General features: G+C 73.9%; 21 protein-coding genes. 9 read left to right on the forward strand and 12 right to left on the reverse strand.

Annotated features, from left to right (window positions below):
* The first annotated feature begins 17 nt into the window (after window positions 1-17).
* From AC3YNX_RS12445 to AC3YNX_RS12460, 4 genes are all read left to right on the forward strand, one after another.
* Window positions 18-1,019: a PfkB family carbohydrate kinase gene (locus AC3YNX_RS12445; protein ID WP_489983092.1), complete on the forward strand. Its 1,002-nt coding sequence runs from the start codon at window positions 18-20 to the stop codon at window positions 1,017-1,019.
* 106 nt (window positions 1,020-1,125) lie between these two features.
* Window positions 1,126-2,427 (forward strand): EAL domain-containing protein, encoded by a 1,302-nt coding sequence (locus AC3YNX_RS12450; RefSeq protein ID WP_127783064.1) that lies wholly within the window; start codon window positions 1,126-1,128, stop codon window positions 2,425-2,427.
* 150 nt (window positions 2,428-2,577) lie between these two features.
* Window positions 2,578-4,323 carry a PHP domain-containing protein gene (locus tag AC3YNX_RS12455; protein WP_489995653.1) on the forward strand — a complete coding sequence of 582 codons (1,746 nt, stop codon included), beginning with the start codon at window positions 2,578-2,580 and terminating at the stop codon, window positions 4,321-4,323.
* Window positions 4,320-4,928, forward strand: a complete 609-nt coding sequence (locus AC3YNX_RS12460) for a hypothetical protein (protein ID WP_127783062.1) — start codon at window positions 4,320-4,322, stop codon at window positions 4,926-4,928. Before AC3YNX_RS12455 ends, AC3YNX_RS12460 begins: the two co-directional genes overlap by 4 nt.
* Before the next feature lie 45 nt (window positions 4,929-4,973).
* Here AC3YNX_RS12460 and AC3YNX_RS12465 read toward each other — a convergent pair whose 3' ends face one another.
* Complete coding sequence (locus AC3YNX_RS12465) at window positions 4,974-6,824, reverse strand: acyltransferase family protein (RefSeq protein ID WP_489995654.1); 1,851 nt, start codon at window positions 6,822-6,824, stop codon at window positions 4,974-4,976.
* 150 nt (window positions 6,825-6,974) lie between these two features.
* Between AC3YNX_RS12465 and AC3YNX_RS12470 the strand changes: the two genes are divergently transcribed.
* On the forward strand, window positions 6,975-7,529 hold the full coding sequence (locus AC3YNX_RS12470; RefSeq protein WP_127783060.1) for a DJ-1/PfpI family protein: 555 nt from the start codon (window positions 6,975-6,977) through the stop codon (window positions 7,527-7,529).
* Here AC3YNX_RS12470 and AC3YNX_RS12475 read toward each other — a convergent pair.
* A complete protein-coding gene (locus AC3YNX_RS12475; protein ID WP_489995655.1) occupies window positions 7,526-8,440 on the reverse strand; it encodes a matrixin family metalloprotease in 915 nt (304 codons plus the stop codon). The two genes, AC3YNX_RS12470 and AC3YNX_RS12475, sit on opposite strands and share 4 nt — an antisense overlap.
* Before the next feature lie 287 nt (window positions 8,441-8,727).
* Between AC3YNX_RS12475 and AC3YNX_RS12480 the strand changes: the two genes are divergently transcribed.
* The 4 genes from AC3YNX_RS12480 (at window position 8,728) to cydC (ending at window position 15,442) form a co-directional block, all read left to right on the forward strand.
* Complete coding sequence (locus AC3YNX_RS12480; RefSeq protein WP_127783058.1) at window positions 8,728-9,177, forward strand: hypothetical protein; 450 nt, start codon at window positions 8,728-8,730, stop codon at window positions 9,175-9,177.
* Window positions 9,178-9,276: 99 nt separating this feature from the next.
* Window positions 9,277-10,875, forward strand: coding sequence for a cytochrome ubiquinol oxidase subunit I (locus tag AC3YNX_RS12485; RefSeq protein ID WP_489983099.1), 1,599 nt, complete (start codon window positions 9,277-9,279; stop codon window positions 10,873-10,875).
* A 113-nt stretch (window positions 10,876-10,988) separates the two neighbouring features.
* Window positions 10,989-11,999 carry a cytochrome d ubiquinol oxidase subunit II gene (gene cydB, locus AC3YNX_RS12490; RefSeq protein ID WP_127783056.1) on the forward strand — a complete coding sequence of 337 codons (1,011 nt, stop codon included), beginning with the start codon at window positions 10,989-10,991 and terminating at the stop codon, window positions 11,997-11,999.
* The gene (gene cydC, locus AC3YNX_RS12495) at window positions 11,996-15,442 is read left to right on the forward strand and encodes a thiol reductant ABC exporter subunit CydC (RefSeq protein WP_489995656.1); all 3,447 of its coding nucleotides are present in this window, start codon (window positions 11,996-11,998) and stop codon (window positions 15,440-15,442) included. Before cydB ends, cydC begins: the two co-directional genes overlap by 4 nt.
* On the opposite strand, the gene AC3YNX_RS12500 is transcribed toward cydC, so the two are convergent.
* The 10 genes from AC3YNX_RS12500 to AC3YNX_RS12545 all read right to left on the reverse strand — a co-directional run bounded on the left by AC3YNX_RS12500 (window position 15,343) and on the right by AC3YNX_RS12545 (window position 25,572).
* The gene (locus AC3YNX_RS12500) at window positions 15,343-17,217 is read right to left on the reverse strand and encodes a putative bifunctional diguanylate cyclase/phosphodiesterase (RefSeq protein WP_489995657.1); all 1,875 of its coding nucleotides are present in this window, start codon (window positions 17,215-17,217) and stop codon (window positions 15,343-15,345) included. The two genes, cydC and AC3YNX_RS12500, sit on opposite strands and share 100 nt — an antisense overlap.
* Window positions 17,218-17,296: 79 nt before the next feature.
* The gene (locus AC3YNX_RS12505; RefSeq protein WP_127783053.1) at window positions 17,297-17,776 is read right to left on the reverse strand and encodes a hypothetical protein; all 480 of its coding nucleotides are present in this window, start codon (window positions 17,774-17,776) and stop codon (window positions 17,297-17,299) included.
* Window positions 17,776-18,132: a response regulator gene (locus tag AC3YNX_RS12510; protein ID WP_127783052.1), complete on the reverse strand. Its 357-nt coding sequence runs from the start codon at window positions 18,130-18,132 to the stop codon at window positions 17,776-17,778. Before AC3YNX_RS12510 ends, AC3YNX_RS12505 begins: the two co-directional genes overlap by 1 nt.
* On the reverse strand, window positions 18,129-18,716 hold the full coding sequence (locus AC3YNX_RS12515) for a chemotaxis protein CheX (RefSeq protein WP_489995658.1): 588 nt from the start codon (window positions 18,714-18,716) through the stop codon (window positions 18,129-18,131). The genes AC3YNX_RS12510 and AC3YNX_RS12515 overlap by 4 nt, the downstream gene beginning before the upstream one ends.
* A 1-nt stretch (window position 18,717) precedes the next feature.
* A complete protein-coding gene (locus AC3YNX_RS12520; protein ID WP_127783050.1) occupies window positions 18,718-19,104 on the reverse strand; it encodes a response regulator in 387 nt (128 codons plus the stop codon).
* Window positions 19,101-19,961, reverse strand: coding sequence for a CheR family methyltransferase (locus AC3YNX_RS12525; RefSeq protein ID WP_489983105.1), 861 nt, complete (start codon window positions 19,959-19,961; stop codon window positions 19,101-19,103). The genes AC3YNX_RS12520 and AC3YNX_RS12525 overlap by 4 nt, the downstream gene beginning before the upstream one ends.
* Window positions 19,958-21,130 (reverse strand): protein-glutamate methylesterase/protein-glutamine glutaminase, encoded by a 1,173-nt coding sequence (locus AC3YNX_RS12530; RefSeq protein ID WP_489995659.1) that lies wholly within the window; start codon window positions 21,128-21,130, stop codon window positions 19,958-19,960. Before AC3YNX_RS12530 ends, AC3YNX_RS12525 begins: the two co-directional genes overlap by 4 nt.
* An 11-nt stretch (window positions 21,131-21,141) precedes the next feature.
* Window positions 21,142-22,797 carry a methyl-accepting chemotaxis protein gene (locus tag AC3YNX_RS12535; RefSeq protein ID WP_489995660.1) on the reverse strand — a complete coding sequence of 552 codons (1,656 nt, stop codon included), beginning with the start codon at window positions 22,795-22,797 and terminating at the stop codon, window positions 21,142-21,144.
* Window positions 22,798-22,885: 88 nt separating this feature from the next.
* Complete coding sequence (locus AC3YNX_RS12540; protein WP_127783046.1) at window positions 22,886-23,308, reverse strand: chemotaxis protein CheW; 423 nt, start codon at window positions 23,306-23,308, stop codon at window positions 22,886-22,888.
* A complete protein-coding gene (locus tag AC3YNX_RS12545; protein ID WP_489995661.1) occupies window positions 23,305-25,572 on the reverse strand; it encodes a chemotaxis protein CheW in 2,268 nt (755 codons plus the stop codon). Before AC3YNX_RS12545 ends, AC3YNX_RS12540 begins: the two co-directional genes overlap by 4 nt.
* Between the last annotated feature and the right edge of the window lie 30 nt (window positions 25,573-25,602).

The raw sequence follows: 25,602 nt of genomic DNA on the forward strand, positions 1-25,602 counted from the left end.
GACAGGAACGGACAGCGATGACGAGGCTCGACGAGCAGGCTCGGCCTGTGGTGGTGGTGGTCGGCGCCATCAACGTGGACATGGTGGTGAGGGCTGATCGGCTGCCCGGGCCGGGGGAGACCGTGGTGGGTCCGCGCATGCACCGCCACGGTGGCGGAAAGGGCGCCAACGCGGCCGTGGCGGCGGCCCGCGCGGGTGCAGTGGTGCGGCTGGTGGGTGCGGTGGGCGACGACGACAGTGGCACCGCGGCCACCGCCGACCTGGCGGCCGAGGGCGTCGACGTGAGCGGCGTGGTGGTGATCCCGGAGCAGTCCACCGGGGTCGCGCTGATCGTGGTGGACGCGGCGGGGGAGAACCAGATCGCGGTGGGCGCCGGGGCCAACGTGTTCATGACCGCCCGAGACGTGGACGGCGCGCTGCGCCGGGCGCTGACCGGGGCCGACTGCGTGCTGGTGTCCACCGAGATCAGCCCCGCCGTGCTCACCCACGCCGTCGAGCTGGCCGCCGCGGCGGGGGTGCGCTGCGTGCTCAACCCCGCACCGGTGACGGCGGAGGTGGTGGAGCTGCTCGCGCTGGGCCCGGTGCTCACGCCCAACACCACCGAGGGTGCGCAGCTGGCGGCGATGCTGGGCAGCCCGGCACCGGCGCGCACCGCCGCGGAGGCGGAGCCGCCACCACGCGTGCACGCCGCCGAGCTCGCGGCCGGGGCCATCGTGGGCCGCTCGGGGGCTGCCTGCGTGGTCACCCTGGGTGGGGAGGGCGTGTTCGTGCTCGAGCCCGGCGTGGCCGGCACGCACCTGCCGGCCCGGCCAGCCGACGTCCGTGACACCACCGGCGCGGGGGACACCTTCAACGGCGTGCTCGCCACCCGCCTGGCCGCCGGCGACCCGCTGGCCACTGCGGTGCACACTGCCGTCACCGCGGCCGCGCTCGCAGTGACGGCGGTGGGCGCCCGCGCCGGGATGCCCGACGCGGTGGCGCTGGCGACGGCCCTCCAGCAGCACCCGGTCCACCGCTGAGCGCAGCAAGTGCACTGGCACACAACGCTTTCCGGGTTGCACGCGCGGCTTTGCTAGCGTCGAGGAGAGGCCGGCACAGCTCGACCGAGAGGTCAGGTGGTGCGCGATGGGCGGTGGCCCGGACCGGAGCCGCACCAGGGCGTCGCTGCGCTACCTGGAGACGGCGCCACACGATCCCGACCTGCACCAGCTGGTCACCCTGGTCGCGGCGCGGTTCGCCTTCCCGGTGGCGCTGCTGACCGTCCTGGACGCCCGCCGCGGGCCCACCATCGCCGTGGCCTCGGTGGACGTGGTGCACGTCGACTCCGAGACCCGCCACACCATCGCCTCCGTGGGTGCACAGCTGGGCAGCGCGCCGGGGTGGACGGCGCTCACCGACGAGGTGGCCAGGACGGCCCGCCCGCTGGTCGCCGGGCACCTGGTGGACACCGGCACCGGGGTGCCCGGGATGCGCGCCTACGTCGCGGCCCCGCTGTGGGACAGCACCGGCACGGTGGTGGGCACGCTCTGCCTGGTGGACACCCGCCCGCGCACTGTCACCGGCCAGCAGCTCGACGAGCTGGTGAGCATGGCGGCGGTGGTCCAGCGGCAGCTGGAGCGGCTGCGAACCAGCACCCGGCTGGGCCCGTCTGGCGTGCTCACCGACGCCCACGAGCTCGCCAACGCCGTGGTCCGGGGTCAGGTGGTGCCCTACTACCAGCCGGTGGTGGAGCTGAGCACGGGCGAGGCGCAGGCGGTGGAGACCCTGGCCCGGTGGGTGCACCCCACCCGCGGGGTGCTCGTGCCCGGCCACTTCCTGGGGCTGGCCGAGGACACCGAGCTCGTCATCGACCTCGACCTCGCCGTCCTCGGGCGTGCCGCGGTGGAGCTGGCGCAGTGGCGGGGTGGTTACCCCGGTCTGAGGCTGAGCGCGAACATCTCCGCCAAGCACTTCAACCACCCGGACTGCGTCTCCCGGCTCACCGCCGCGGTCGCCTCGGTCGGGGTACCGCCCTCGGCCGTCACGCTGGAGATGACCGAGCCGGCCCTGATGGCAGCGCACGTGGGCGGCACCAGCTACTTCGCCGCCCTGCACGAGCAGGGGTTCCGGGTGCTGCTCGACGCCTTCGGCGGCGGGGTCGGCGAGAGGTCGCAGCTGCGCAGCGAGGACGTGCTGCGACTGCCCGTGGACGGCATCAAGATCGACCGGGCGGTGTGCTCCCAGCTGGGCACCCGGGTGGGCGACGCCGTGGTGCGCGGGCTCGTCGACCTCGCTCGCGGCCAGGACCTGCACGTGGTGATCAGCGGGCTGGAGACCACCGAGCAGGCCGAGCTGGCCCAGCAGCTCGGCTGCACCCACGGCCAGGGCTACCTGTGGGCACCACCGGTGCCGGCCGCCGACTTCGCCGGTCTGCTCGTCGCCCCGTAGCAGCCACCCCGACCAGGGACACGACGCGCGTGATCGTCACTCGGCGTTGGCCTTGCGGACACCGGACGGAGGCCTGCTGGTCGCAGCTGTTTCCTATGTTGCCTGTGGGGCCGACGGGGCCTGGTAGCCACCACTGCGCGAAGGATCGGCATGGGACACGAGCACGGCTCAGCACACGGCCACAGCCACACGCACGGGCACAGCCAGACTCACGGGCACGGCCACCCGCACAGCCACAGCCACGACAACCCCGACAGCGAGCCGCTGCCGCCGGCGCTGGACCCCGCCGTCCCCACCAGCGAGCTGCCGCCGGCCGCCGTGGACCGCCGACGCTTCCTGCGCTCGGCCGGGCTGCTCGGCGCCGGCGCAGCAGTGCTCGGGGTGACGGCCTCCACGGGCATCGGCTCGGCTGCCGCATCCCCGCTGGGCGGGCGTGGCAGCGGCCGCGTCCCGCGCGGTGGCTACACCTGGCTGGCCGGCGACCACCACATCCACACCCAGTTCTCCTCCGACGGCCAGTACCGGGTGATCGACCAGGTGCGCCACGCCAACGCCTACGGCCTCGACTGGGTGGTGATCACCGATCACGGCAGCGAGGTGCACGCCCGCATCGGCGTGGAGAAGGTCAACCCCGACATCGTCGCCGCACGCAGGGACACCCCGGACACCCTGGTGTTCCAGGGCCTGGAGTGGAACATCCCCGCCGCCGAGCACGGCACCGTCTTCGTGCACCCCGGCCGCAACGAGGTGGCGGTGCTCAAGCAGTTCGAGGTCGACTACGACGGCTCCCCGCTGGCCACCGCGGCGCTGAACGAGCAGCGGGCCCTCCAGGGCCTGCACTTCCTGGCCGGCTCGGTGAGCCGGCGCCGGGTGCAGGACGCGCTGATGCTGGCCAACCACCCGGCCCGCAAGGGCATCGACTCCCCGCACGAGATCCGCGGGTGGCGCGATGCCGAGCCGAGGATCGCCATCGGCATGGAAGGTGCCCCCGGGCACCAGGCTGCTGGCATGCCCAAGGCCTACGGACCCGGCGGCGGCCGCGGCTACTACGACGGCAGCCCCGGCCCGGGCAGCTTCCCCGGCTACCCGCTGGAGAGCTACCGCACCTTCGGTGGGTTCGACTGGATGACCTCCACCGTGGGCGGGCTGTGGGACAGCCTGCTCGCCGAGGGCAAGCCGTGGTGGATCAGTGCCAACTCCGACTCGCACAGCGTCTACGCCGACACCTCGGTGCGCGGGGAGAACACCTTCGCCACGGCGGGCCGCTACGGCGAGCCCACCTACCGCACCGCGGGACCCAACCTGGGCAGCGGCGACTTCTGGCCCGGCTACTACAGCCGCACCCACGTGGGTGCCACCGACTTCTCCTACGCAGCGGTGATGGACGGCCTGCGCGCCGGACGGGTGTGGGTGGACCACGGGCGGCTGCTGGAGTCCCTGGACGTGCGGCTGCGGGCCGGCAACCGGGAAGCACCCCTGGGCGGGATGCTCACTGCTCGCCGCGGCAGCCAGGTCGAGCTGGTCATCACCGTGGTTCCCGCCGACACCCCGAACTGGTCGGAGCTGCTGCCGCGACTGGCCAAGATCGACGTCATCCGCGGGGCGGTCACCGGCCCGGTGGGCGACCGGGACGTGTTCACCGCGCCGCGCACCCGGGTGGACCAGACCTTCGACGTGCGCGGCCGCACCGGCGAGATCCGGATCTCCTACCCGCTGGGCCGGCTGGACGAGGCGTTCTACGTCCGCCTGCGCGGCTCGGACGGCAACCGGCTCGCACCCGGGCTCCTGGGTGCGGCCGTGGATCCCGCCGGCCCGGCCCAGGACGTGGTGGGCGACGCCGACCCGTGGCAGGACCTGTGGTTCTACACCAACCCGATGTGGGCGATCCCGGCGTGAGCGCGCCCGCCCTGGTGGTGGGCGTGGACGTGCTCAGCGAGACGCTGCGCGAGGTCGACGAGGTCGCCGACCACGTGCGGCGGCTGCTCGAGCACGCCCCGGGGACCGCGGTGGTGGCCACCCACCTCAGCCGGTGCGGACCGGTGCCGCACCTGACCGTGTCGGTGGCGCTGCCGGGGGCCGACCCGGAGGCGGTGTGGCGCGGCGGCGTGGCGGCGGTGCGGCAGCGCTGGCCGCGGGCTGCGGTGTGCTGCGGCCCCCGCTCCACCGGCCCCAGCTCCACCAGCGGCGGTGGGTCGGTCCTGGCGGCGGCGCAGGGGGTGGCCGCGCACGTCGGGCGGACCAGCGGCCGGCTGGTGCAGTTCCCCGGCTCGCTGGGTCTGACCGGGACGGTCCCGCTGGCCCGGGTGGTGGCGCAGACGGCGGTGGATCGGGTGGAGGTGCTGGGCGCGCCCTGCCCCGACGACGTGCTGCTGCGCACGCGGGAGCACGTGCGTCCCACCTGGCGCGGCGGGGAGCTGGTGCTGGTGGTGGAGCACGCCGCCGGGGGCGTGCTGGTGCCGTTCGAGTCGCCCACCCCCACGCCGTGCTGTGCCGACCACTGACCTGGACGGGGTGCGGCGCGGCGGTGGCTCGGGCGTCCTCGGGCGTCACCGGGTGGACAGGCGGTGAAAGGCGTCCTTGACCACGTCGGCGTAGAGCCGGCTGCCGACGATGCCCGGGTGCACCCCGTCGGCCTGCAGCAGGTCCGGCCGGGCTGAGATCGCCGCGTGCCAGTCAGCCACCACCACGTTGGGGAAGCCCGCGGCCACCTCGGCGAGGATCGGGTTGTGCTCCTCCCACGAGCCGAAGAGGTTGACCAGCACGATCATCCGGGACGGTCCCAGCGAGGCCAGCACCCGGCGCACCAGCTCGGGGTCCTGCACGCCGGCGTTGGTGCCGAAGTCGATCAGCACCGCCCGGCGCACCGTGCCCTCTGCCAGCCGCGCCTGCACCGCCTCCTCGCCCGCCGGCCACTGCCGGTTGGACTTGGCGTCGATCATGATGCCGGGGAAGCGGTCGATGAGTCCGCGGGCGGTGGTGACCACCAGCGAGTCGCCGAAGGCGGTGATCTCGGGGCCGGTGGGCATGGCGAACGCGGGACCGACGGCGGTGTGCGCGTCGGCGACCAGCCCCGGCGGGCCGGGCGCGGCGGGTGCGGCGGCGGGTGGCCCAGGCTCGGCCAGCGAGCCCTCGACGAGCGCGGTGTTGGCCTCGATGTCGCGCTGCACCTGCGACTTGTCCGGCGCGGTGACCACCGCGAAGGCGCTCACCGCGACCAGCCCCACGGCCACCGCCGCGCTGGTGCGGGGCAGCGGGTCGGCGGGACGGCGCAGCGCCGCGGCGAAGCTCCGGCCGGCGCCGCGGAAGCCGCGCTGGCGCACCGGCAGCTCCAGCCACCGGTAGGACAGTGCCGCCAGCACCAGGGTGAGCACCAGGGCCACCAGCCGGCCGAGCCAGCTCAGCGGGGAGTCCTCCAGCGTCGGCGGCAGCGCGGCGGTGACCACCAGGATCATCGGCCAGTGCCACAGGTAGATGCCGTAGGAGCGCTGCCCCACCCACTCCAGCACCGGCAGGCGCAGGCCTTGGCGGAGCACGCCCTCACCACCGAGCACCCCGGCGATCACCAGTGCGGTCAGAGCCGACGCGGCCACGATGCCGCCACGGAAGGTGACGGCGCTGTCCTGGGCGAGCACCAGAGCCAGCGCCACCAGCCCCAGCAGGGCCGCCGCCCCGACCGGCACGCACACTCGTCGCCAGGCCCGGGAGTGCAGCACGCTGCCCTGCTGGGTGTGGGCCAGCGCGAGGGCAGCGCCGATCATCAGCCCGAAGAGATGGGTGTCGGTCCCGTAGTAGACGCGGGTGGTGGCGGCGCCACGGGCGACGAGCGCGGCCATGGCCAGCGCTGAGGCGGCCGCCGCCACCAGCACCAGCCACACCCGCCACCGCGGGTTGCGCACCGCCGTCACCAGGACAAGGAACGCCAGCGGCCACAGCAGGTAGAACTGCTCCTCCACAGCCAGCGACCAGAAGTTCATGAACAGCAGGGGAGAGGTGTGGGCGAAGTAGCTGGTGCCGGCGGAGATCTCCACCCAGTTGTTGCTGAACGTGAGCACGCCCAGCGTCTGCCGATCGATGTTCACCAGCAGGTCGTCACCGACGAGCCAACCCAGACCGGTGCTGACCACCACCACGAGCACCAGGGCGGGCAGCAGCCGACGCGCCCGACGCACCCAGAAGCGCCGCAGGTCGAGGTGGCCACGGGCCAGCCACTCTCGGTGCAGCAGCGTGGTGATGAGGAATCCGCTCACCACGAAGAACACGTCGACTCCGAGGTACCCCCCGGGCAGTGAGTCGGGTCGAAGGTGAAACACCAGAACGGCGATGATGGCGAGCGCGCGAATGCCGTCAAGGCCAGCAATTCGGTCAATCCGCTGGTCAGTCTTGTTTTCTGCTGTCATGGCTCCCCCAAGCGCGGACAGCGCGAGCCTAGGAGAGTTGTGGGGGAAACCGCGATCGACACGGCCGGGGAATGGCGGAAATCGGCCCTTCCGACGACAAGGCAGTCAGCTGTGTGCGGTTCCGCGACTCGGCGGAAGGGAGCACCGAACATGCCGCGAACAATCGCTTTCCTGGTGGCACCGGAAGGTGCGGAGCAGGAGGACGTGCTCGCCTGCACCCAGGCGGTGCTCGACGCCGGCGGGGTGCCGAGGCTGCTGTCCACGCTGGAGCCCGGAGCCGGCGTGCGCGCCCTGGACGACCTCGAGCGCGGGCTGGAGCTGGAGGTGGACGTCAGCGTCGAGCAGGCCGTGCTGGGGGACTACGACGGGCTGGTGCTGCCCGGTGGGCTGGTCGGCGCCGATGCTCTGCGGCTGCAGTCCTCCGCCGTGGAGCTGGTCCGGGACTGGGTCGGCGAGGGCAGGCCCGTCGCGGCGGTCGGACACGCGCCGTGGCTGCTGGTGGAGGCGCACGTGGCGGGGGGCAAGACCATGACCTCCACGCCCAGCATTGCCACGGACCTGGTCAACGCCGGCGCGCAGTGGGTGGACGGCGAGGTGCAGGTGTGCCCGGCCGACGGCTGGGTGCTGGTCACCAGCCGGGGCTCGGCCGACCTCCCCGCCTTCACCACCGCGATGCTGCGCGCCTTCGGCCTGGAGCGGAGCTAGATTCCCAGCCAGGCCCGCAGCAGGCTGAGCAGCCAGTCCCAGAACAGCTGCCACGGATCGACGGGGACGGTGGCGGCGGGGGGCTGCTGGCCGATGCAGCCGGCGGACGTGCCCACCCGGGCCAGCCCAGCCAGGTCGCCGGGCCCCCACACCGCGGCCTGTCCGGCGGTCACCGGGTACATCACCTGGTGGCGGTCGCTGACGTGGCTGAGTCCCACCGCGTGGGCCACCTCGTGCATGAGCACCCGCACCCGGGAGGCGGACAGGCCCGCGCCTGAGCCGGGGCGCAGCTCGCTGGCTGCGTTGATCACCACGTACGCGGAGGTGATCTGCCAGTGCTGGGCGTCCTCGTCCGCGCCGGTGCGAGCGGCACCCCACCCGGCGATGCCCAGGGTGTGCGGGGAGGCCTCGGCCAGCAGCTCGGAGGCGAACGGGCCCTCCGCGGTGGCCATCGCGATGAGCAGCGGCGACTCGGCCTGCGCGCCGTGCGCCTGCGGGATCTCGGTGCTGGGGCCGTCGTGGACGAAGGTCAGGCCGCTGGCCGCGGTGATCTCCTGGAGTGCCGTCTGCACGTCGCCCAGTGCGTCCGGCTGGGCCGCCAGGTTCAGCCGGTAGTGGATGGGGCGGCAGGCGTCCCAGCGCACCACCGTGCCGTCCGGGTTGAGGTTGAGCCGGTAGGCGGTGGAGCCGGAGACCGCCAGCTCCGGCCCGGAGCCCTGCGAGGCAGCGACGGGGTCCTCGGCGACGTCGGGCCCGTCGGTGTGCCAGGTCAGCCCGTCCGGCGGGGCCGGAGCAGCCGCCGGCACCGGGGTGGCCGCCAGGGCCGGGTGCAGCGCCACCGTGGTCGGGGCCAGGATCAGGCAGCAGGTGAGACTCGCGGCGGCGGAGAGCCGGCGGAGGGAAAGGGGCATCGGTCACCGTTCTGTGGGGCAAGGGTCGCGGGGAAAGGTCGCGGGGGGAAGGTCGCCGGGAGACGGCGCACGGTCGGGTGCCGATGACCAATGCAGTGCGTGCTGTGTCCACTGCAGGCAGTGAGCTCAGGGCGAAATCATGGCACACCACCAGGAAAACGGGAATCGCTTGGCCCACTGCGTATTCGGCGTGTCAGTCGGGCTGCGGAAAGGGGATTCGAAACGGCGCTGCACCGGCCGCGTCCGGCCAACAGGACCCGCGCCGCTCGGTGCGGCATGATCGCCTCGTGGGACCAGTCGCGGAGGGATCGCAGCAGGACCTGGCAGGACGCCGCCCGAGCCTCGCGGGCCGGTTGCTGGTGTGCCTGGAGTGGTTCACCGGGCTGCTGGGGGTGATCGGTGGGCTGGCTCTGGTCGCCCGGGCGGACGGGTCGATGCTCGGGGCCGGACTGCCTGACCTGGCCGGCAGCCCCTTCACCAGCTGGCGCCTTCCGGGGATGCTGCTGGCGGTGCTGGTGGGAGTCGGGTTCCTCGCCATCGGGACCTGGCAGTGGATCGGGGGACGCTGGGCTCGCGAGCTGTCCATCGCTGCTGGCGTCGCACTGGTGATCTTTGAGGTCTTCGTGCTCGCGTGGCTCGGGTTCCAGCCGCTGGAAGTGGTTTTCGGGATCGTGGGGGTCGCGGTGGTGGTGCTGGGGTGGCGGCTGCCCCACGCGCCCACGGTGGAGCCGCCCTGACCGCGCGTGCTGGTGTGCCTGCTCGGAGTGTCGTAACCCCGCCGTTCGGGGCGTAGAACTGGAACGAGACGCAATCACCGACCGGGTGGAGGTCCGGCTGTGGACGTTCTCGACATCGCCCGGTGGCAGTTCGGCATCACCACCGTCTACCACTTCATCATGGTTCCGCTGACCCTCGGGCTCGGCATCCTGGTGGTCGCCATGAACACCCTCTGGGTGCGCACCGGCAGCGCGACCTGGCTGCGGATGACCCGGTTCTGGGGCCGCATCTACCTGATCAACTTCGCCCTCGGCGTGGCCACCGGGCTGGTGCAGGAGTTCCAGTTCGGCCTGGCGTGGAGCGAGTACAGCAAGTTCGTGGGCGACATGTTCGGGTCGCTGCTGGCGCTGGAGGCGCTGGTGGCGTTCTTCCTGGAGTCGGTGTTCCTCGGCGTGTGGATCTTCGGCTGGGGGCGCATCCCCAAGAAGGTGCACCTGGCGTCCATCTGGCTGGCGGTGGGTGGCTCGATCGCCTCGGCGTACTTCATCCTGGGCGCCAACTCCTGGATGCAGCACCCGGTGGGCGTCACCCGTGACGCCGACGGCACCCCGGTGCTCAACGACGTGTGGGCGGTGCTGACCAACAACACCCTGCTGGCCGCCTTCAGCCACGTCATCTCCGGCGCGCTCGCGGTGGCCGGGGCGCTGCTCGTCGGGGTGGCCTGGTACCACCTGAACCGCCGGCGCAAGGAGAAGCTGCCCACCAACGACGTCGAGCACGGCGTGTGGATGAAGTCGCTGCGCCTGGGCGGCTGGGTGTCGGTGGTGGCGTTCGTGCTGGTCACGCTCACCGGCGACTGGCAGGGCAAGCTGATGTACCAGCAGCAGCCGATGAAGATGTCCTCGGCGGAGGCGCTGTGCAACACCGAGCAGCCGGCGGCGTTCTCCGTGTTCGCGGTGGGCAAGGCCAACAGCAACCAGTGCGACGACGTGCACTCGGTGACCATTCCCGGAGTGCTCAGCCTGCTGGCGCACGGCAACTTCAGCGACCCGGTGCCCGGGGTGAACCAGCTCAAGCAGGAGTACCAGGCTGCCTACGGCACCAGCTATCCCGACGATCCGGCCGTGCTGGGCGAGCGGGCGGGTCAGCCGATCGACTACCAGCCGCTGCTGGCGGTGACCTACTGGGGCTTCCGCCTGATGATCGGGCTCGGCTTCGTCTCCGCGATCGTCTCCGCGCTCGCGCTGTGGGTGACCAGGAAGGGTCGCCTGCCCGACAACCGGTTGGTGAGCAGCGGGGGAACGTGGTTGGCGGTGGCCACGATCTTCGCGCCGTTCGTGGCCAACTCCGCCGGCTGGGTCTTCACCGAGATGGGCCGCCAGCCGTTCGTGGTGGCGCCCAACCCAGACGTGCCGCTGGACCAGCGGGTGTGGTTCTTCACCGCCCAGGCTGTCTCGCCCGGGGTCGGCGGCGCCGAGGTGCTGACCTCGCTGATCTCCCTCACCCTGCTCTACGGGGCGCTCGCGGTGGTCGAGCTCTGGCTCGTCGTGAAGTTCGTCCGCAAGGGGGTGCCCACCGATGCCGGCGGCACCTCCTCCAGCGAGCCACCGTCCAGCGACGGCGGTGGGCCGCAGGGGCCGGACCGCCCGCAGGGCCCCGACGGGCGGCGCCGCGACGACGCCCGCGAGGAGGACGGGGTCCTGTCGTTCGCCTACTGACCCCGGACGCCTACTGACCCCGGACGCCTACTGACCCCGGACGCCTACTGACCCCGGACGCCTACTGACCTGGTGCGGCTGAGCAGCACCCCTGACCCGGCAGGAGAGCCATCGTGGACCTGGAGACGGTGTGGTTCATCGCCATCGTGGTGCTGTGGATGGGGTTCCTGCTGCTGGAGGGCTTCGACTTCGGGGTGGCCATGCTGGTGCCCGTGCTCGCCCGCGGGGACGCCGAGCGCACGCTGATGCTGCGCACCATCGGCCCGGTGTGGGACGGCAACGAGGTGTGGCTGATCACGGCGGCCGGGGCGATCTTCGCCGCGTTTCCCGGCTGGTACGCCAGCTGGCTGCCGGCGATGTACCTGCCGTTCGTGGTGGTGCTGCTGGCCCTGATCGCACGCGCCGTGGGCTTCGAGTGGCGTCACTCCCACGACACCGAGGCCTGGAACCAGGGGTGGACGCGCACCGTCACCGTGTCCTCCACCGTCGCCTGCCTGGGCATCGGCGCGGCGCTGGCGGTGACCACGCTGGGCCTGCCCATCGCCGAGGACGGCACCCGCACCGGCGGGGCGTTCTCCGGGCTGGGCTGGACGGCACTGCTGGGTGCAGTGGCCGTGCTCGCCTTCTCCGTGGTGCACGGCGCCATCTTCCTGGCGCTGAAGACCGATGGGCCGGTGCGGGCGCGGGCCTGGCGGCTGACCAAGACGTGGCTGCCGGTGGGCGCGCTGCCGCTGCTGGTGTGGGTGGGGCTGGCACAGGCGCGGTTCGGCAACGCCGCCACCGCCACCGCCGCCGTGGTGGCGGTGCTGGCCGCAGTGCTCGCCTGGTGGCTGGTGCGGGCCGACCGGGAGGGCTGGGCCTTCACCGTGTGGTCGCTGTTCATGCTGCTGTGCGTGGGCACGATCTTTGGCGCGCAGTACCCGGTGGTGGTGCCCTCCACCCTCACCGAGGCGTTTGACCTCACCATCTACGACACCTCGGTGAGCCACTACACGCTGGTGTTCATCACCTGGGTCGCGGCCTTCGTGCTGCCGTTCGTGCTGGTGTACGAGGCGTGGAGCTACTGGGTGTTCCGCCGTCGGCTGACCGCGGACGACCAGGGCCCGCACTCGGTTCCCGCGTGAGCGTCCCCGCCAGGGGACCGCTGGCACCGCTGGCCGGTGTCCCCGGTGTGCGGGCGGCGCTGCTGCGGGCCGGCCTGGCCGCCCTGGGGCAGGTGGTGGGCATGGTGCTGCTCGCCGCCGGCCTGGCTGCCGCGCTGGCCGACGTGGCCCGCGGCAGCCAGGCCGGCGGCGACGGTCCCGCGGCGATGCTCGCGGTTGCCGCGGCCGGCGTGGGGGTGCGCGCGATCAGCGGGTTCCTCGGCGACGTGGCGGTGGAGCGCGACGCCCGCCGGGGCGAGGACACCCTGCGCCGACGGGTGCTGGACCGGCTGCTGGCCGGGGAGGGCGAGGCGGTGCAGGCGGCCGGCGGCACCGGGCCGGCGGCGCTGCTCGCGGGCACCCGGCTGCACGAGCTGGCGCCGGCCCTGGTCACGGTGCTGCCCGCCCTGGCCCAGACGGTGGTGGTGCCCCCGGTGGTGCTGGTGGCGCTGCTGGCCACCGACTGGCTGTCCGGGGTGATCGTGGCGTGCACGCTGCCGCTGGTGCCGCTGTTCATGGTGCTGGTGGGGTGGCACACGCGCGAGCGCACCACGGCGGCCGCGCTGGCGCTGGACCGCATCGCCGAGCACGTGGCCGAGCTGGTGCGGGGGCTGCCGGTGCTGGTGGGCCTGGGCCGCGCCGCCGACCAGCTGGCCGCGCTGAGCAGGCTGGGGCAGGCGCACCGCGTCCGGACGATGGCCACGCTGCGGGTGGCGTTCCTGTCCGCCCTGGTGCTCGAGGTGATCGCCACGCTGTCCATGGCGCTGGTGGCGGTGTCCATCGGCCTGCGCCTGGTGCACGGGGAGATGCCGCTGCAGGCCGGGCTGTTCGCCCTGCTGCTGGCCCCCGAGGCGTTCGCGCCGCTGCGCGCACTGGGGTCTGCGCACCACGCCAGCGAGGACGCCGCGGCAGCCGTGGCCGCGGCCGAGGAGGTGCTCACCGGCGAGCGGGCGCGGCCGGTGGTGCAGCCCGGCCCCGACCTGGCCGTGCGGGACCTGCGGGTGCAGCGACACGGGCGCGCGGCACCGGCGGTGGACGGGCTGAGTCTCACGGTGGCACCGGGGGAGGTGCTGGCGCTGCGTGGACCGAGCGGGGCGGGCAAGTCCACCGTGCTCGCGGTGCTGGCCGGCACGCTCCGCGACGGCCCCCGTGCCCGGGTGACCGGATCGGTGACGGTGCCCGGCGAGGTGGCGGTGGTGCCGCAGTTCCCGCGGACCACCGCACCGACCGTGGCCGCCGAGCTGGTCCGCCACGGCGCCCACGAGCAGGACGTGCCGGCGCTGCTGGCCGAGGTCGGGGCCCCTGACCTGGCGCAGCGGCGCTGCCGCACCCTCTCGCCCGGTGAGCTGGCCAGGGTGGCGCTGGCCCGAGCCCTGGTGCGGGTGCACCGCGGGGCGTCGGTGCTGCTGCTCGACGAACCCACCGCGTCGCTGGACCCGGCCGCCACCGCCGTGGTGCAGCAGGCGCTGGCCCGGGTGCGGCACCAGGTGCGGACGGTGCTGGTGACCCACGAGCCCACGCTGGCCGCGCTTGCCGACCACGTCGTGGACCTGCCCGGCCTCCCCGCCGCGGTCCGGGTCCCCGCCGCGCCGGCCGGCAGTCTCGGCCCCCGGCCCAGCGCCACCCCGCCCGCCCACCAGGAGCCGCAGGCAGCGGTGGCGGCGACCAGTGCCACCTTCACCGGGCAGACCCGGTGGCCGCGCCGGGCGCTGGTGCGGGCGGTGGCCGCGGGCGTGGGCTCGGCGGCAGCCGCGAGCACGCTCACCGCGGTGTCGGGCTGGCTCATCGTGCGCGCCGCCGAGCAGCCCCCGGTGTTCGTGCTGCTGGTGGCGATCGTCGGGGTGCGCTTCTTCGCCCTCGTGCGGGCTGTCCTGCGCTGGGCCGAGCGGCTGGCCGCCCACGACGCCGCGCTTCGCCTGGCCGCCCGCACCAGGGTGCAGCTCTGGCGGGCGCTGGTGGCGCAGGGCCCGGCCGCCGACCGCACCCCGGGACGCGCGCTGGCCCGCGTCGTGGGCGACGTCGACCTGCTGCAGGAGCTGTCGGTGCGGGTGCTGACCCCACCGTGGGTGGCCGGCCTGGTGCTCACCGGCACCGCGGGGGTGCTGGCGGTGCTGGACCCGGCGGCGGGCCTGGCGGCGGCGGTGGTGCTGGCCGCCGCGGTGGCGCTGGTGGTGGCGGTGCACCGGGTGGCCGACCGGGGCCCGGCCCGCCGCGCTGACGAGCTGCGCACCGTCACCCTGCAGGAGACGGCCACCGCGCTGGAGGGCGCGGCCGACCTGCGGGCGCACGGGTTGGTGGCGGCGACGGTGGCCGAGCTCGACCGCGGTGGTCGCCACCAGGGTGTGGCCGCGCGGCGGGCGGCGCTGGCACGGGCGGCGAGCACCGCGGTGGCGGTGCTGGCCAGCGGCGGGGCCGCCGTGCTCGCCCTGGGGTTGGGTCGCTCGGCGGTGGCCACGGGAGCGATCTCGGTGCCCGCGCTGGCGGTGCTGGCCCTGGCGCCGCTGGGGCTGCTCGATCCACTGGTGAACCTCGGTGCGGCGCTGCGCCAGCGGCGGGCGTGGCAGGACGCCCGCACGCGGGTGTCGGCAGTGCTGGCCGAGCCGGTGGCGGCCGAGCCCCCCGCGCCGGTGGCGCTGCCGCGGCCGGTGGAGTCGCTGCGCACCGCCGACCTGTGGGCGGGGTGGCCGGGTGGGCCGGACGTGCTGCGCGGGCTGAGCCTGTCGGCGTCGGCCGGCGACGGCTGGGTGGTGGTGGCCGGGCCGTCGGGCTCAGGCAAGTCCACCCTGCTCAGCGTGCTCATGGCGGCGCTGCGCCCGCGGGCCGGGAGCTACCAGCTGGAGCAGGTGGACACCGCCGCCGTGCACAGCGCCGACGTCCGCTCAGCCATCGCCTGGTGCCCGCAGGACGCGCACGTCTTCGCCGCCTCGGTGCGGGCCAACCTGGCGCTGGCGGCCCCGCGCGGGCAGCTGCGCGAGCCGGCCATGCGCGCCGCGCTCACCCAGGTGGGGCTGGACCGCCTGGTCGACTCCCTGCCCGCGGGCCTGGACACCCCGGTGGGCTCGGGCGGCACCGCGCTCTCCGGCGGGGAGCGGCGCCGGCTGGCGGTGGCCCGGGCGCTGCTGGCCGACCGGGAGGTGGTGCTGCTGGACGAGCCCACCGCGCACCTGGACCCACCCACCGCCGCGGCGCTGGTGCAGGACCTGCGCCTGGCCCTGCGCGGGCGGACCGTGGTGTGCGTGACCCACCAACCGACGGTGGCCCGGCCCGGAGACCTGCTGGTGCAGCTGCCCGCCCGTACGCCGCCGCAGCCGGTGGTGCCGCAGCCTCAGCAGGCTTCCCGCCCGGCAGCGCCCAGCCCGGCAGCGAAGGTGGTGTCGAGCAGCCGCTCCAGCTCCTCCGGTGGCACCGGCCGGCTGAACAGGTAGCCCTGGGCGGTGGGGCACCCCAGTGCTCGCAGCACCTCCGCCGCCGGCTCGTTCTCCACCCCCTCCGCCACGACGTCCAGCCCGAACGCCTGGGCCAGCCCGATGATGGACTTCACGATGGCCAGGTCGTTGGGGTCGGCGTCCACGTTGTGCACGAAGCCGCGGTCGATCTTGAGGGTGTCCACCGGCAGCTGCTTGAGCTGGTCCAGCGAGCTGCGCCCGGTTCCGAAGTCGTCGATGGCCACCTGCACGCCCAGCCGCTTGAGCCCGCGCAGCGTCTGCAGCACGGTCGCCAGGTCGTGGATCACGGCGTGCTCGGTGATCTCCAGGCACAGCAGCGGCCCGGCCAGGTCGTGCTCGTCGAGCACCGCGGCCACGGTCTCCACGAAGTCGGCGGTGATCAGCTGGACGGGGGAGACGTTCACCCGCAGCTGCAGCGCCAGTCCCGGCCGTGCGCGGCGCCAGGCGGCCAGCTGGCGGCAGGCCTCCTGCAGCACCCAGCGCCCCAGCTCGCCGGCGAGGTTGGTGGACTCGGCGATGCCGATGAACGAGTCCGGCTGCAGCAGACCGCGCACCGGGTGCTGCCAGCGCACCAGCGCCTCCACCCCCACCACCTCGCGGGTGCGCAGGTCGATCTCCGGCTGGTAGTGCAGCAGCAGGCCGTGCCCCTGCACGGCCGTGCGCAGCCGCATCTCGATGTCGGTGCGCACCGCGTCCTCGGTGTGCATCTGCTCGGTGTAGCAGGTGATGGTGTTGCCGCCCCGCTCCTTCGACGTCGTGGACGCCTGGGCGACGCGGTTCAGCAGCTCGGTGGCGCCGCAGCGGCCGGGCACCGCGACGGCCACCCCGATGCTCGCCGTCCGGCCCACGTTCTCCATCTTCAGCGCCACCGGTGCCGCGATCGACCGCTGGGCCCGCACCGCGGCCTGCTCCGCCTCGCCGAGCCGGGCCGGCTCGCCCAGCAGCAGGACGAACTCGTCGCCGCCCAGCCGCACCACCAGGTCGCCGGCGAAGGCCTCGGTCAGCCGCCGGGCCACCACCCGGAGGAACTCGTCCCCCGCGGCGTGGCCGAGGGAGTGGTTGACCACCTTCAGCCGGTCCACCGCCACGTGCACCAGCCCGACGGGGTGCTGCTCGGGCGCGGCGAGGCGGCGGCGCAGCTCGGTCAGCAGGACGTGCTGGGCCGGCAAGCCGGTGAGCTCGTCGTGGTCGGCCAGGAAGCGCAGCTGCTCCTCGGCACTCACCCGGGCGTGCAGGTGGGTGAGGAACGCCGCCACCGCCTGCAGCGCGTGAATCTCCCGGGGGCTCCAGCTCCGCTCGCCGCGGACCACCACGCCGAGCACCCCCACGGTGGCGCTGCCGGTGCGCAGCGGCACCGCCACCGTGGTGTGGCCGTTGTTCGAGACCGCCTGCCCGAGCACCCGGTAGGTCTCCGCCCGCACCGGCGCGAACACCACCTCCCGCGGGTGCGCCCGGATCCCCAGCACGGTGTCGCCGTCGCAGAAGGGCACCACCTGCATCGGGTCCGGGCCCGCCCGGGCGGCGCGCGGTGGCCACTCGGCCACCAGCACCGACGCGTCCAGCACCGTGTCGTTGCGCCGCAGGTAGCAGGCGTCCACGTCGAAGTGCTCCACCAGCTCGCGCAGCACCGCCGTGCAGGCCTGGGGCGCGGTCATCGACGTCACCGCCAGCAGCTGGCCGGCCAGGTCCGTGACGAGCACCTCCAGGTCGCGCTTGACGTCGCCCGGGCCCGACGGTGCGAGGGTGAGGTGCATGGTGTGTCCATTCGGTCGTGCCGGCCGTGTGGGCCAAGGGGTGAGCCAGAGCGGGTGGTGCTGGGGAACAGGTCGGTGGCTACGCAGCGGCAGCCACCGACAGCCGGCCGGGGCCGTAGCCGGGCACGTCGAGGTCCAGGTCGAGCCGTTGCAGGCCGGAGTAGAGCAGCGACGTCGCCAGGGGCGGTGCCGCGGCCACCGGCCGGTAGGTGCGCTCCAGCCGCAGGTGTGGGTTGCCCGGCAGCTGGAACGCCGAGGCGAGCACGTTGCTCACCTCGCTGAGGGCGTCGAACAGGTCCTGGGGCAGGTGCTGCTGGTGCACCGCCTCGCGGACGGTGCCTGCCGGGTACAGGCCGAGCGCGGCTCCCACGCCGGCGGCGGCGGGCAGGTCCCAGCCGGCCACCGCGCACACCTCGTCGGTGTCGTTGACGTAGGTGGCCAGCACGCCGCCGATGGCGCCGACCCCGTCCAGCGGGGTGCCGGGCCGGGTGGTGACGTCGCGGCCGAGCAGTCCGTCCAGGATGTCCTTGACGCGCTTCACCGGGGGCAGGGTGGTCATCAGGCGGGCTCCAACGCGTCGCGGAAGTTCTCCGGCGTGAACGGCTTGACGATGAGGAAGGCGGCGCCGGCGGCGGTGGCGGCGGCACGCATCTCGTCGGAGGACTCTGAGGTGACGAACCCGAAGCGCACCCGCGAGCCGGCCGCCCGCAGCGCCCGCAGCGCGTCCAGCCCGCTCATCCCGGGCATGTTCCAGTCCGACAGCACCAGGTCGGGCTCCTCGGCGAGGGCCACCTCGTAGGCCTCAGCCCCGTTGGCGGCCTCCAGGACCTCGGTGCACTCGATGCCCGCCTGGCGCAGGGTGCGGACCACGATGCGCCGCATCACGGTGGAGTCGTCGGCCACCAGCACCCTCATGTCTGGCCTCCCCGCACCCGGGGGGTGCTGCGGCGCTGCCACAGCGACACCTCGATGACCTCGTCGGTGGGTCGGCCGGGGTCCTGGCGGCGCCAGCGGGCCGCCACCTGCACGCGGGGCTCGGCGTCCACGCTGATCAGCGTGGCGGCGTCGAGCACCACCTGGGGCAGCGACAGCACCAGGTCCGCGCCCAGCGTGCTCTTCACCGCACCGCCCACCATGTTGGCGACCTCGCCCAGTGCGTCGGCGAGCACCGTGGTGCTCGGGTCGACGAGGTCACCGCCCCACAGCCCGGCAGCCAGCCGGTGGGCGCACCCCGGGCTCATCGAGACCTGCACGTGGCCCGCCCAGGCCCCGCTGATCGACACCGCAGCGAGCATCCGGGCCCTCGCGGCTGGACCGCTCGGCGGGTCGAGCAGGGTGAGCTCGCCGTCGAGGTAAGCCGCCCACACCCGAGCCAGCACCTCGCCCAGCTGCACGGGCGTGGGCAGCGGCACGGGCGTGGGCAGCGGCACGGGCGTGGGCAGCGGCACGGGGGTGGGCAGCCGCGCGGGGGTGGCGGGGACCGCCAGGGGAGCGCGCACCTCAGGCCCGCGCCGGCACCAGGCCGAGCAGCTGCAGCTTCTCGGCGAGGGCGTCGGGGGTGAACGGCTTGACCAGGTACTCGTGGGCGCCGGCGGCCAGCGCCCGCACCACCTGGCTCTGCTCGCTCTCGGTGGTCACCATGAGCAGGGTCATCGCGGCGTAGCGCGGGTCCGCCCGCAACGCCTGGATCAGCTCCAGGCCGTTCATCTCGGGCATGTTCCAGTCCACCAGGGCCACGTCGGGCACGGGGTCGGCCGCGGCGAGGCGCTCCAGGGCGTCGCGGCCGTCGACCGCCTCGCTCACCTCGAATCCGAACTTGGTCACGATGCGTCGCAGGATCATTCGCATCGCCGAGGAGTCATCGATCACGATGGCACGCACGGTCATCCCTTCCTGGTCAGGTGCACAGCAGCGGAGGTGCGGGACCGGTAGGCGGACAGGCCCGCGAACCGTTCCTGCTCGAGGTCGTCGGTGAGGCCGCGGGTGCTCTCCGCGGTGCCCAGCACGATCCAGCCGTTGGGGGCGAGCACCCGGGTCGCCCGGCGCAGGATCGACGTCTTGTGCGCCGGGTCGAGGTAGATGAGCACGTTGCGCAGGAAGATGACGTCGAAGGTGGGCAGGGTGGTGAAGGCGTCCACCAGGTTGCGCTGGCGGAAGCTCACCTGCCGGCGCAGCACGTCGCGCACCTGCCAGGTGGGTCCGTCCTGGGTGAAGTAGCGGTCGCGGTAGGTCGGCGGCAGCCCGCGGCTCATCTCCAGCTGCGAGTACCGACCGGCCCGGGCCTGCGTCAGCACCGCGTGCGAGAGGTCGGTGCCGAGCACCTCGAAGCGCTGCTGCGGGGCCATCTCGTCGCTGCGGTGCATGTCGTCCAGCACCATCGCCAGGCTGTAGGCCTCCTGCCCGGTGGACGCCGCCGCCGACCACAGCCGCAGCACCGAGCTGCGCTCCCGCTCCAGCAGCAGCCGCGGCAACAGCTCGGTGCGCAGCCCGGCGAACACGCCGGGGTCGCGCAACCACGACGTCTCGTTGGTGGTGAGCGCCTCCACGATCGCCCAGCGCTGCTGCCGGGCGTCGGGGTGCTGGGCGGCACGCACCAGCTCGGACACCCCGGTGAGGCCCTCGCCGCGCACCAACGGGCTGAGCCGGGCCTCCACCAGGTACTCCTTGCCGGGCAGCAGCACGATGGCCGCCTCGCGCAGCAGCAGCGCGGCGACGAACTGGAACTCGGGTGCTCCGATGCTCATCGGCTGGTCCCGACCGTCGCCGCGGCGGGCACCCGTCGCGCCGCGGGGCGGGACAGCCGGCCGAGCAGGTACGGGGCGATCTGGTCCAGGCCCAGCACCTCTCGCGCCAGGCCGGCCTCCACCACGGCCCGGGGCATGCCCCACACCACCGACGACGCCGCGTCCTGCGCCACCACCTGCGAGCCGCTCTCCACCAGCAGCCGGGCGCCACGGCGGCCGTCCTGCCCCATGCCGGTGAGCACCACGGCCAGTGCTGAGCCGGGGTAGGCCGCGGCCACCGAGCCGAACAGCACGTCCACCGACGGCCGGGAGTAGCTCTCCGGGGCGCGGTCGTGCAGCACGGTGCGCACCGCGCCTGCCCGCCGCTGCACCTCCAGGTGCCGCCCACCCGGGGCCAGGTAGACCACCCCGGGCTGCAGCAGCTGGCCGTGCTGCGCCTCCACCACGGTGGCCGGGCCCAGGCGGTCGAGGCGGCCGGCGAGCATCTGGGTGAACACCGGGGGCATGTGCTGCACCACCACCACCGGGACCGGGAGGGCCGCGGTCAGCGCGCCGAACAGGCGCGTCAGGGCCTCGGGCCCGCCGGTGGAGCTGCCCACCGCCAGCACCTGCGGCACCGGGCCGACCTCGGCGGCCGGCCGGAGCAGGGCCGGCGTGCCCGGGCCACCCGCAGCGGCGCTGCTGGTCCGGCGGTCAACCGTCCCCACCGGTAGTGCCCGCGCGGTCAGCGCCCGCACCCGCGGCACGAGCTGGTCGCGCACGTCGGCCAGCGACGCGGCCAGGCTGGCCCCGCTGCTGGGCTTGCACACGTAGTCGCTGGCGCCCTGCGCCAGGGCCTCCACGGTGGCCGCGGCGCCGTGGCCGGTCAGCGTGGACACCATGACCACCGGCAGCCGGGGGTGGCGGCGACGGATCTCCCGCAGCGTGGCGAGCCCATCCATCACGGGCATCTCCACGTCCAGGGTGACCAGGTCCGGGCGCAGCTCGGCGATCTTGCGCAGCGCCAGCTCCCCGTTGGCGGCGGTGCCCACCACGCTGATGCCCTCCGCCTCCTCCAGCACCCGCGACACCAGCCGCCGCACCAGCGCAGAGTCGTCCACCACCAGGACGGTGACAGCCCTGGTGGTGGGCGTGTCCCGGTGCGTGTCGCCGGGCTGACGGGTGCTCATCCGGGGCGGCCCTAGTAGGCGAACGAGGAGACCTGGCTGCGGAGGTCCGCTGCCATCCGGGCCAGCTCGTCGACGTCGGTGCGTGTCTGGGAGACCGCGGCGGTGGTGGACGAGGCGGCCGAGGCCACCCCGGTGATGTTCGCGGCGATCTCGCCGGTGCCGGCGGCCGCGTCGGTCACGTTGCGGCTCATCTCGTTGGTGGTCGCGCTCTGCTGCTCCACCGCTGAGGCGATGGTCAGCTGGAAGTCGTTGATGGAGGCGATGATCGCGGCGATGTCACCGATGGCGTGCACGGCGCCGGCGGTGTCGGACTGGATGGCCTCCACCCGGCGCACGATGTCCTCGGTCGCGCGGGAGGTCTCCTGCGCCAGCTCCTTGACCTCGTTGGCCACCACCGCGAACCCCTTGCCGGCCTCCCCGGCCCGGGCGGCCTCGATGGTGGCGTTCAGCGCCAGCAGGTTGGTCTGCGCCGCGATCGAGGTGATCACCTTGACCACGTTGCCGATCTCCTGCGAGGAGACCCCGAGCTTGGCCACCGTGGCGTTGGTGGTCTCCGCGGCGGCGACGGCCTGGGACGCGACCCGGGCGGCCTCGTTGGCGTTCTGGGCGATCTCGCGGATGGAGGCCTCCATCTCCTCCGAGCCGGCCGCGACCGTCTGCACGTTGCGCGAGACCTGCTCGGAGGCCGCGGCGACGACGCCCGCCTGCACGGCGGTCTCCTCCGCTGCGGCGGCGATCTGGCTGGAGGTGGCGGAGAGCCGCTCGGCGGAGGTGGACACCGAGTCGGCCGAGCCCACCACGCTGCCGATGACCTCGCGGAAGTTGACCTGTGCCTGCTCCAGGGCCTTGGCCATCCGGCCGATCTCGTCGTCGGCCTCCACGTTCGAGCCCACGGTGAGGTCGCGGCGAGACATCGCCTCCAGGGCTCGCTGCACCCGGCGCAGCGGACGCCGGACCATCCCGGCGATGAGGTAGTTCAGCCAGAGCGCCAGCAGCAGGCCGACGCTCAGCACGCTGGTGAAGACCACGATGGCGCGGTCGGTGCGGTCCTGGGAGTCCTCGGCGAAGTCCAGGAAGTACTGGTTGGCCAGGGCCTGCATCGGCTTGCGGGCGGCGACGAGCTGGTCCAGCGCCGGCTGGCCCTGCGCGGTGAACGCGCTCTGGTAGCCGGCGAGGTCACCGGCCAGCGCGGCCGGCAGCAGCGTGGTGTCGCGCACGCTCTTGTACTGCTGCCAGGCGCTCACGTAGGCGTCCCAGGTGGGGTAGGCGCTGACCACGGGGGTGAGGCGGGCGATCGTGCCGTCCACGGCCGCGTCGCTGGCGGCGATCTTGCGGAGCCACTCCTGCTTGGCCGCACCCGTGGGTGCGGCGGCGAGCGAGGGCACCAGCGGCTCCGCCGCCAGCTCCGTCTCGTAGAGCTCGTTCAGCGGGGCGACGACGTCCCGCTGCACCTGCGCCAGACCGGTGACGTCCTTGCCCGCGTCGTGCAGCGCGGTGCTGGCCACGACGCAGGAGATCACCGCGACCACGGTGATGAAGCCGACCGCGATGAGCAGCTTGACGGTGACCGACCGGTTGGCGAACCAGCGGTACAGCGGGTTGCGCGTGCGCCGGCCACCTCCCACGGCAGCCGCCGCGATCGGCGCGCCCATCGTCAGCGTAGACATGAAGTCCTCTCGGAAACCTGGTGGAGCAGCGTCAGTGAGTTGATCGACCCCGTGCGGGGCCGCATGAGCGAAGGCGCGGAAATGCCCGTCACCCGGTGACCGCGGCCGCCACGTCGAGGCTGAGCACCAGGTGGTCGTCGAGCTTGTGGGCACCGAGCACCAGGTCGCGTCCCACGCCCCGCACGGTGTCCGGCAGCGGCTCGAAGCTGCTCTCGTCCACCTCGACGACCGCGCCGACACGGTCCACCAGCAGGGCCACGCACTCCCCAGCCACCAGCACCACCACCAGCATCGGTGCCAGCTCGGCCGGACGCGGGGACAGCTGCAGCCGGGTGCGCAGGTCCACGGCGGTGACCACCTGCCCCCGCAGGTTGAGCAGCCCCGCGATGGCTGCCGGCGCTCCGGGCACCCGGGTGAGGGCTTGGTGGCGCAGCACCTCCCGCACGCGGTCCACGCCCACCCCGTAGAGGCTCTCGCCCAGCCAGAAGGTGGCCAGCTGGGTGCTGCTCATGCCCCGGCCAGCTCGGGGGCAGTGGGTTCGGGGGCAGTGGCCTCGGGGATGGCGGGCCCAGGGAGAGCGGCCTCGGAGACGGCGGCGCCGAAGTCCGGGTCCACCGAGCGGATGGCGCGCTCCACGTCCACCACGCCCACGATCTGGCCCTTCACCACCACGGTGCCCAGGTACCTGCGGTCGTCGGTGCCGCGGTAGGGGGAGCCGTCGTGCTCGGCGATGTCCAGGATCTCCTCCACCACCACGGCCACGCTGCGCCCGCCCCGGGAGCACACCGCCACCGGCAGCTCGGTGCGGTGCGGTGCGCACGGCACGTCCAGGTACCGGCTGAGCCGGACCAGCGGGAGGATGGCGCCCCGGTGCTGCACCAGCTCGCCGGTGCCCACCTGCTCCACGCGCGCGGCGGCGATCATCTCCAGCCGGGTGACCACGGCCATGGCGATGGCCACCTGGCGCCCCTCGCCCACGGTCGCGACGAGCAGCCGCTGGGGCTCGCGCTCAGCCACGCTGCCCGTCCGCTCAGGGGCCCGGAGGGCGCGCTCGGCCAGGTCGGGGTGGAGCCCGCGGCGGGCGAGGTTCTGCACGTCCAGGATCAGCGCGACCCGGCCGTCGCCGAGGATCGTCGCCCCGGAGTAGAGGCTGGTGCCGTCCGTCGCCGGGCCGCCCGGCGCCAGGCCGCGCAGCACCGGGCTCAGGGCCTTGACCACGATCTCCTCGGTGTTGACCACCCCGTCGACCAGCAGGCCGAAGCGGCGGCTGCCGGCCTGCACCACCACGACCACCTGCGCGCCGCGGGCGTGGTCGTGGCGCAGGCCGAGCTCGCGAGCGAGGTCGACCAGCGGGAGCAGCGCACCACGGAGGCGGTAGACCGGGGCGCCGGCCACGTCCTCGATGGCTGCGGCCTCCACCGCCACCAGCTCCAGCAGGCTGCTCTGGGGGATGGCGAAGCGCTCGGTGGCGCACGCCACGGTGAGCGCGGGCACGATGGCCAGGGTCAGCGGGACGCGCAGCCGGCACACCGTCCCGGTGCCGGGCGTCGACTCGAGCTCGATGGTGCCGCCGATGGACTCGATGTTGGTCTTGACCACGTCCATGCCGACCCCGCGGCCGGAGACGGTGGTGATCGTGGTGGCGGTGGAGAACCCGGGGTGGAAGACCAGGTGCAGCACGTCGCCGTCGGACATCTCGGCGAGCTGCGCGGCGCTGCGCAGTCCCCGCTCGAGGGCACGCTGGGCCACCCGGGCGGGATCGATGCCGGCGCCGTCGTCGGCGACCTCCACCACCACCTGGCCGCTGTGGTGGTAGGCGCGCAGGTGCACGGTGCCCTCCGCGGGCTTGCCGGCCGCCACCCGGGTCTCGGGTGGCTCGATCCCGTGGTCGACGGCGTTGCGCACCAGGTGGGTGAGCGGGTCCTTGATGGCCTCGAGCAGCGCGCGGTCGAGCTCGGTGTCCTGGCCGGTCATCAGCAGCCGCACCTGCCGACCGCACTGGGCGCCGAGGTCGCGCACCACGCGGGGCAGCCTCGACCACAGGTGGTCGATGGGCTGCATCCGGGTCTGCATGATGCTCTCCTGCAGCTCGGTGGTGATGGCGCTGAGCCGCTGGGCGGTGCGGGTGAGGGCGGGGTCGTGCAGCGCCCCGACTCCGCGCAGCAGCTGGTTGCGGGCCAGCACCAGCTCGCCGGCCAGCTGCATCAGGGTGTCCAGCACCTCCACGTCCACCCGCAGCGATCCCTCCGCCGCCGAGCGGCGCGCCGGGGCAGCCAGCTCGCCGACCGGCGCCGGCACGGCAGGGAGAGCAGGGGGTGGGGGAGCGGGGGCCGGGGCAGGAGCTGCGGCCACCACGGCGGGTGCCGGGATCACCTCCCGGACTGTCGGCGGGCTGGTCGGGTCGGCCAGCAGGGCCCGCAGCCGCGCGGACACGGCCTCGGTCTCCACCTCGCCCTCGCTGCCGTCGGCCTCGATGGTGGCCAGCAGGGCGCGAACGGTGTCCACCATCTCCAGCAGCACGTCCGCCGTGGCGGTGCTCATGCGCTGCTGACCGTCCCGCAGCCGCGACAGCAGCGACTCACCGGTGTGGGTGAGCTGCTCCAGCCGGTTGAAGGCCAGGAAGCCGCTGGTCCCCTTGATGGTGTGGATGGTGCGGAACGCGCTCGCCAGGGCCTCGCGCGAGGTCGGCTCGACCTCGAGGGCGAGGAGGTCGCGGTCGAGCTGGTCGAGGTTCTCCCCGCTCTCCACCAGGAACTCCTGGACGATCTCGTCCATCTCATCCACGCTGCCTGCCTCCATCGTCCG

It is taken from the genome of Rhodococcus sp. Z13_19A (assembly GCF_058133575.1).

Coding starts and splice junctions, on each gene's coding strand:
- AC3YNX_RS12445 (WP_489983092.1), top strand. CDS start 18: ATGACGAGGCTCGACGAGCAGGCTCGGCCTGTGGTGGTGGTGGTCGGC.
- AC3YNX_RS12450 (WP_127783064.1), top strand. CDS start 1,126: ATGGGCGGTGGCCCGGACCGGAGCCGCACCAGGGCGTCGCTGCGCTAC.
- AC3YNX_RS12455 (WP_489995653.1), top strand. CDS start 2,578: ATGGGACACGAGCACGGCTCAGCACACGGCCACAGCCACACGCACGGG.
- AC3YNX_RS12465 (WP_489995654.1), bottom strand. CDS start 6,824: ATGACAGCAGAAAACAAGACTGACCAGCGGATTGACCGAATTGCTGGC.
- AC3YNX_RS12470 (WP_127783060.1), top strand. CDS start 6,975: ATGCCGCGAACAATCGCTTTCCTGGTGGCACCGGAAGGTGCGGAGCAG.
- AC3YNX_RS12475 (WP_489995655.1), bottom strand. CDS start 8,440: ATGCCCCTTTCCCTCCGCCGGCTCTCCGCCGCCGCGAGTCTCACCTGC.
- AC3YNX_RS12500 (WP_489995657.1), bottom strand. CDS start 17,217: ATGCACCTCACCCTCGCACCGTCGGGCCCGGGCGACGTCAAGCGCGAC.
- AC3YNX_RS12505 (WP_127783053.1), bottom strand. CDS start 17,776: ATGACCACCCTGCCCCCGGTGAAGCGCGTCAAGGACATCCTGGACGGA.
- AC3YNX_RS12510 (WP_127783052.1), bottom strand. CDS start 18,132: ATGAGGGTGCTGGTGGCCGACGACTCCACCGTGATGCGGCGCATCGTG.
- AC3YNX_RS12520 (WP_127783050.1), bottom strand. CDS start 19,104: ATGACCGTGCGTGCCATCGTGATCGATGACTCCTCGGCGATGCGAATG.
- AC3YNX_RS12525 (WP_489983105.1), bottom strand. CDS start 19,961: ATGAGCATCGGAGCACCCGAGTTCCAGTTCGTCGCCGCGCTGCTGCTG.
- AC3YNX_RS12530 (WP_489995659.1), bottom strand. CDS start 21,130: ATGAGCACCCGTCAGCCCGGCGACACGCACCGGGACACGCCCACCACC.
- AC3YNX_RS12535 (WP_489995660.1), bottom strand. CDS start 22,797: ATGTCTACGCTGACGATGGGCGCGCCGATCGCGGCGGCTGCCGTGGGA.
- AC3YNX_RS12540 (WP_127783046.1), bottom strand. CDS start 23,308: ATGAGCAGCACCCAGCTGGCCACCTTCTGGCTGGGCGAGAGCCTCTAC.
- AC3YNX_RS12545 (WP_489995661.1), bottom strand. CDS start 25,572: ATGGACGAGATCGTCCAGGAGTTCCTGGTGGAGAGCGGGGAGAACCTC.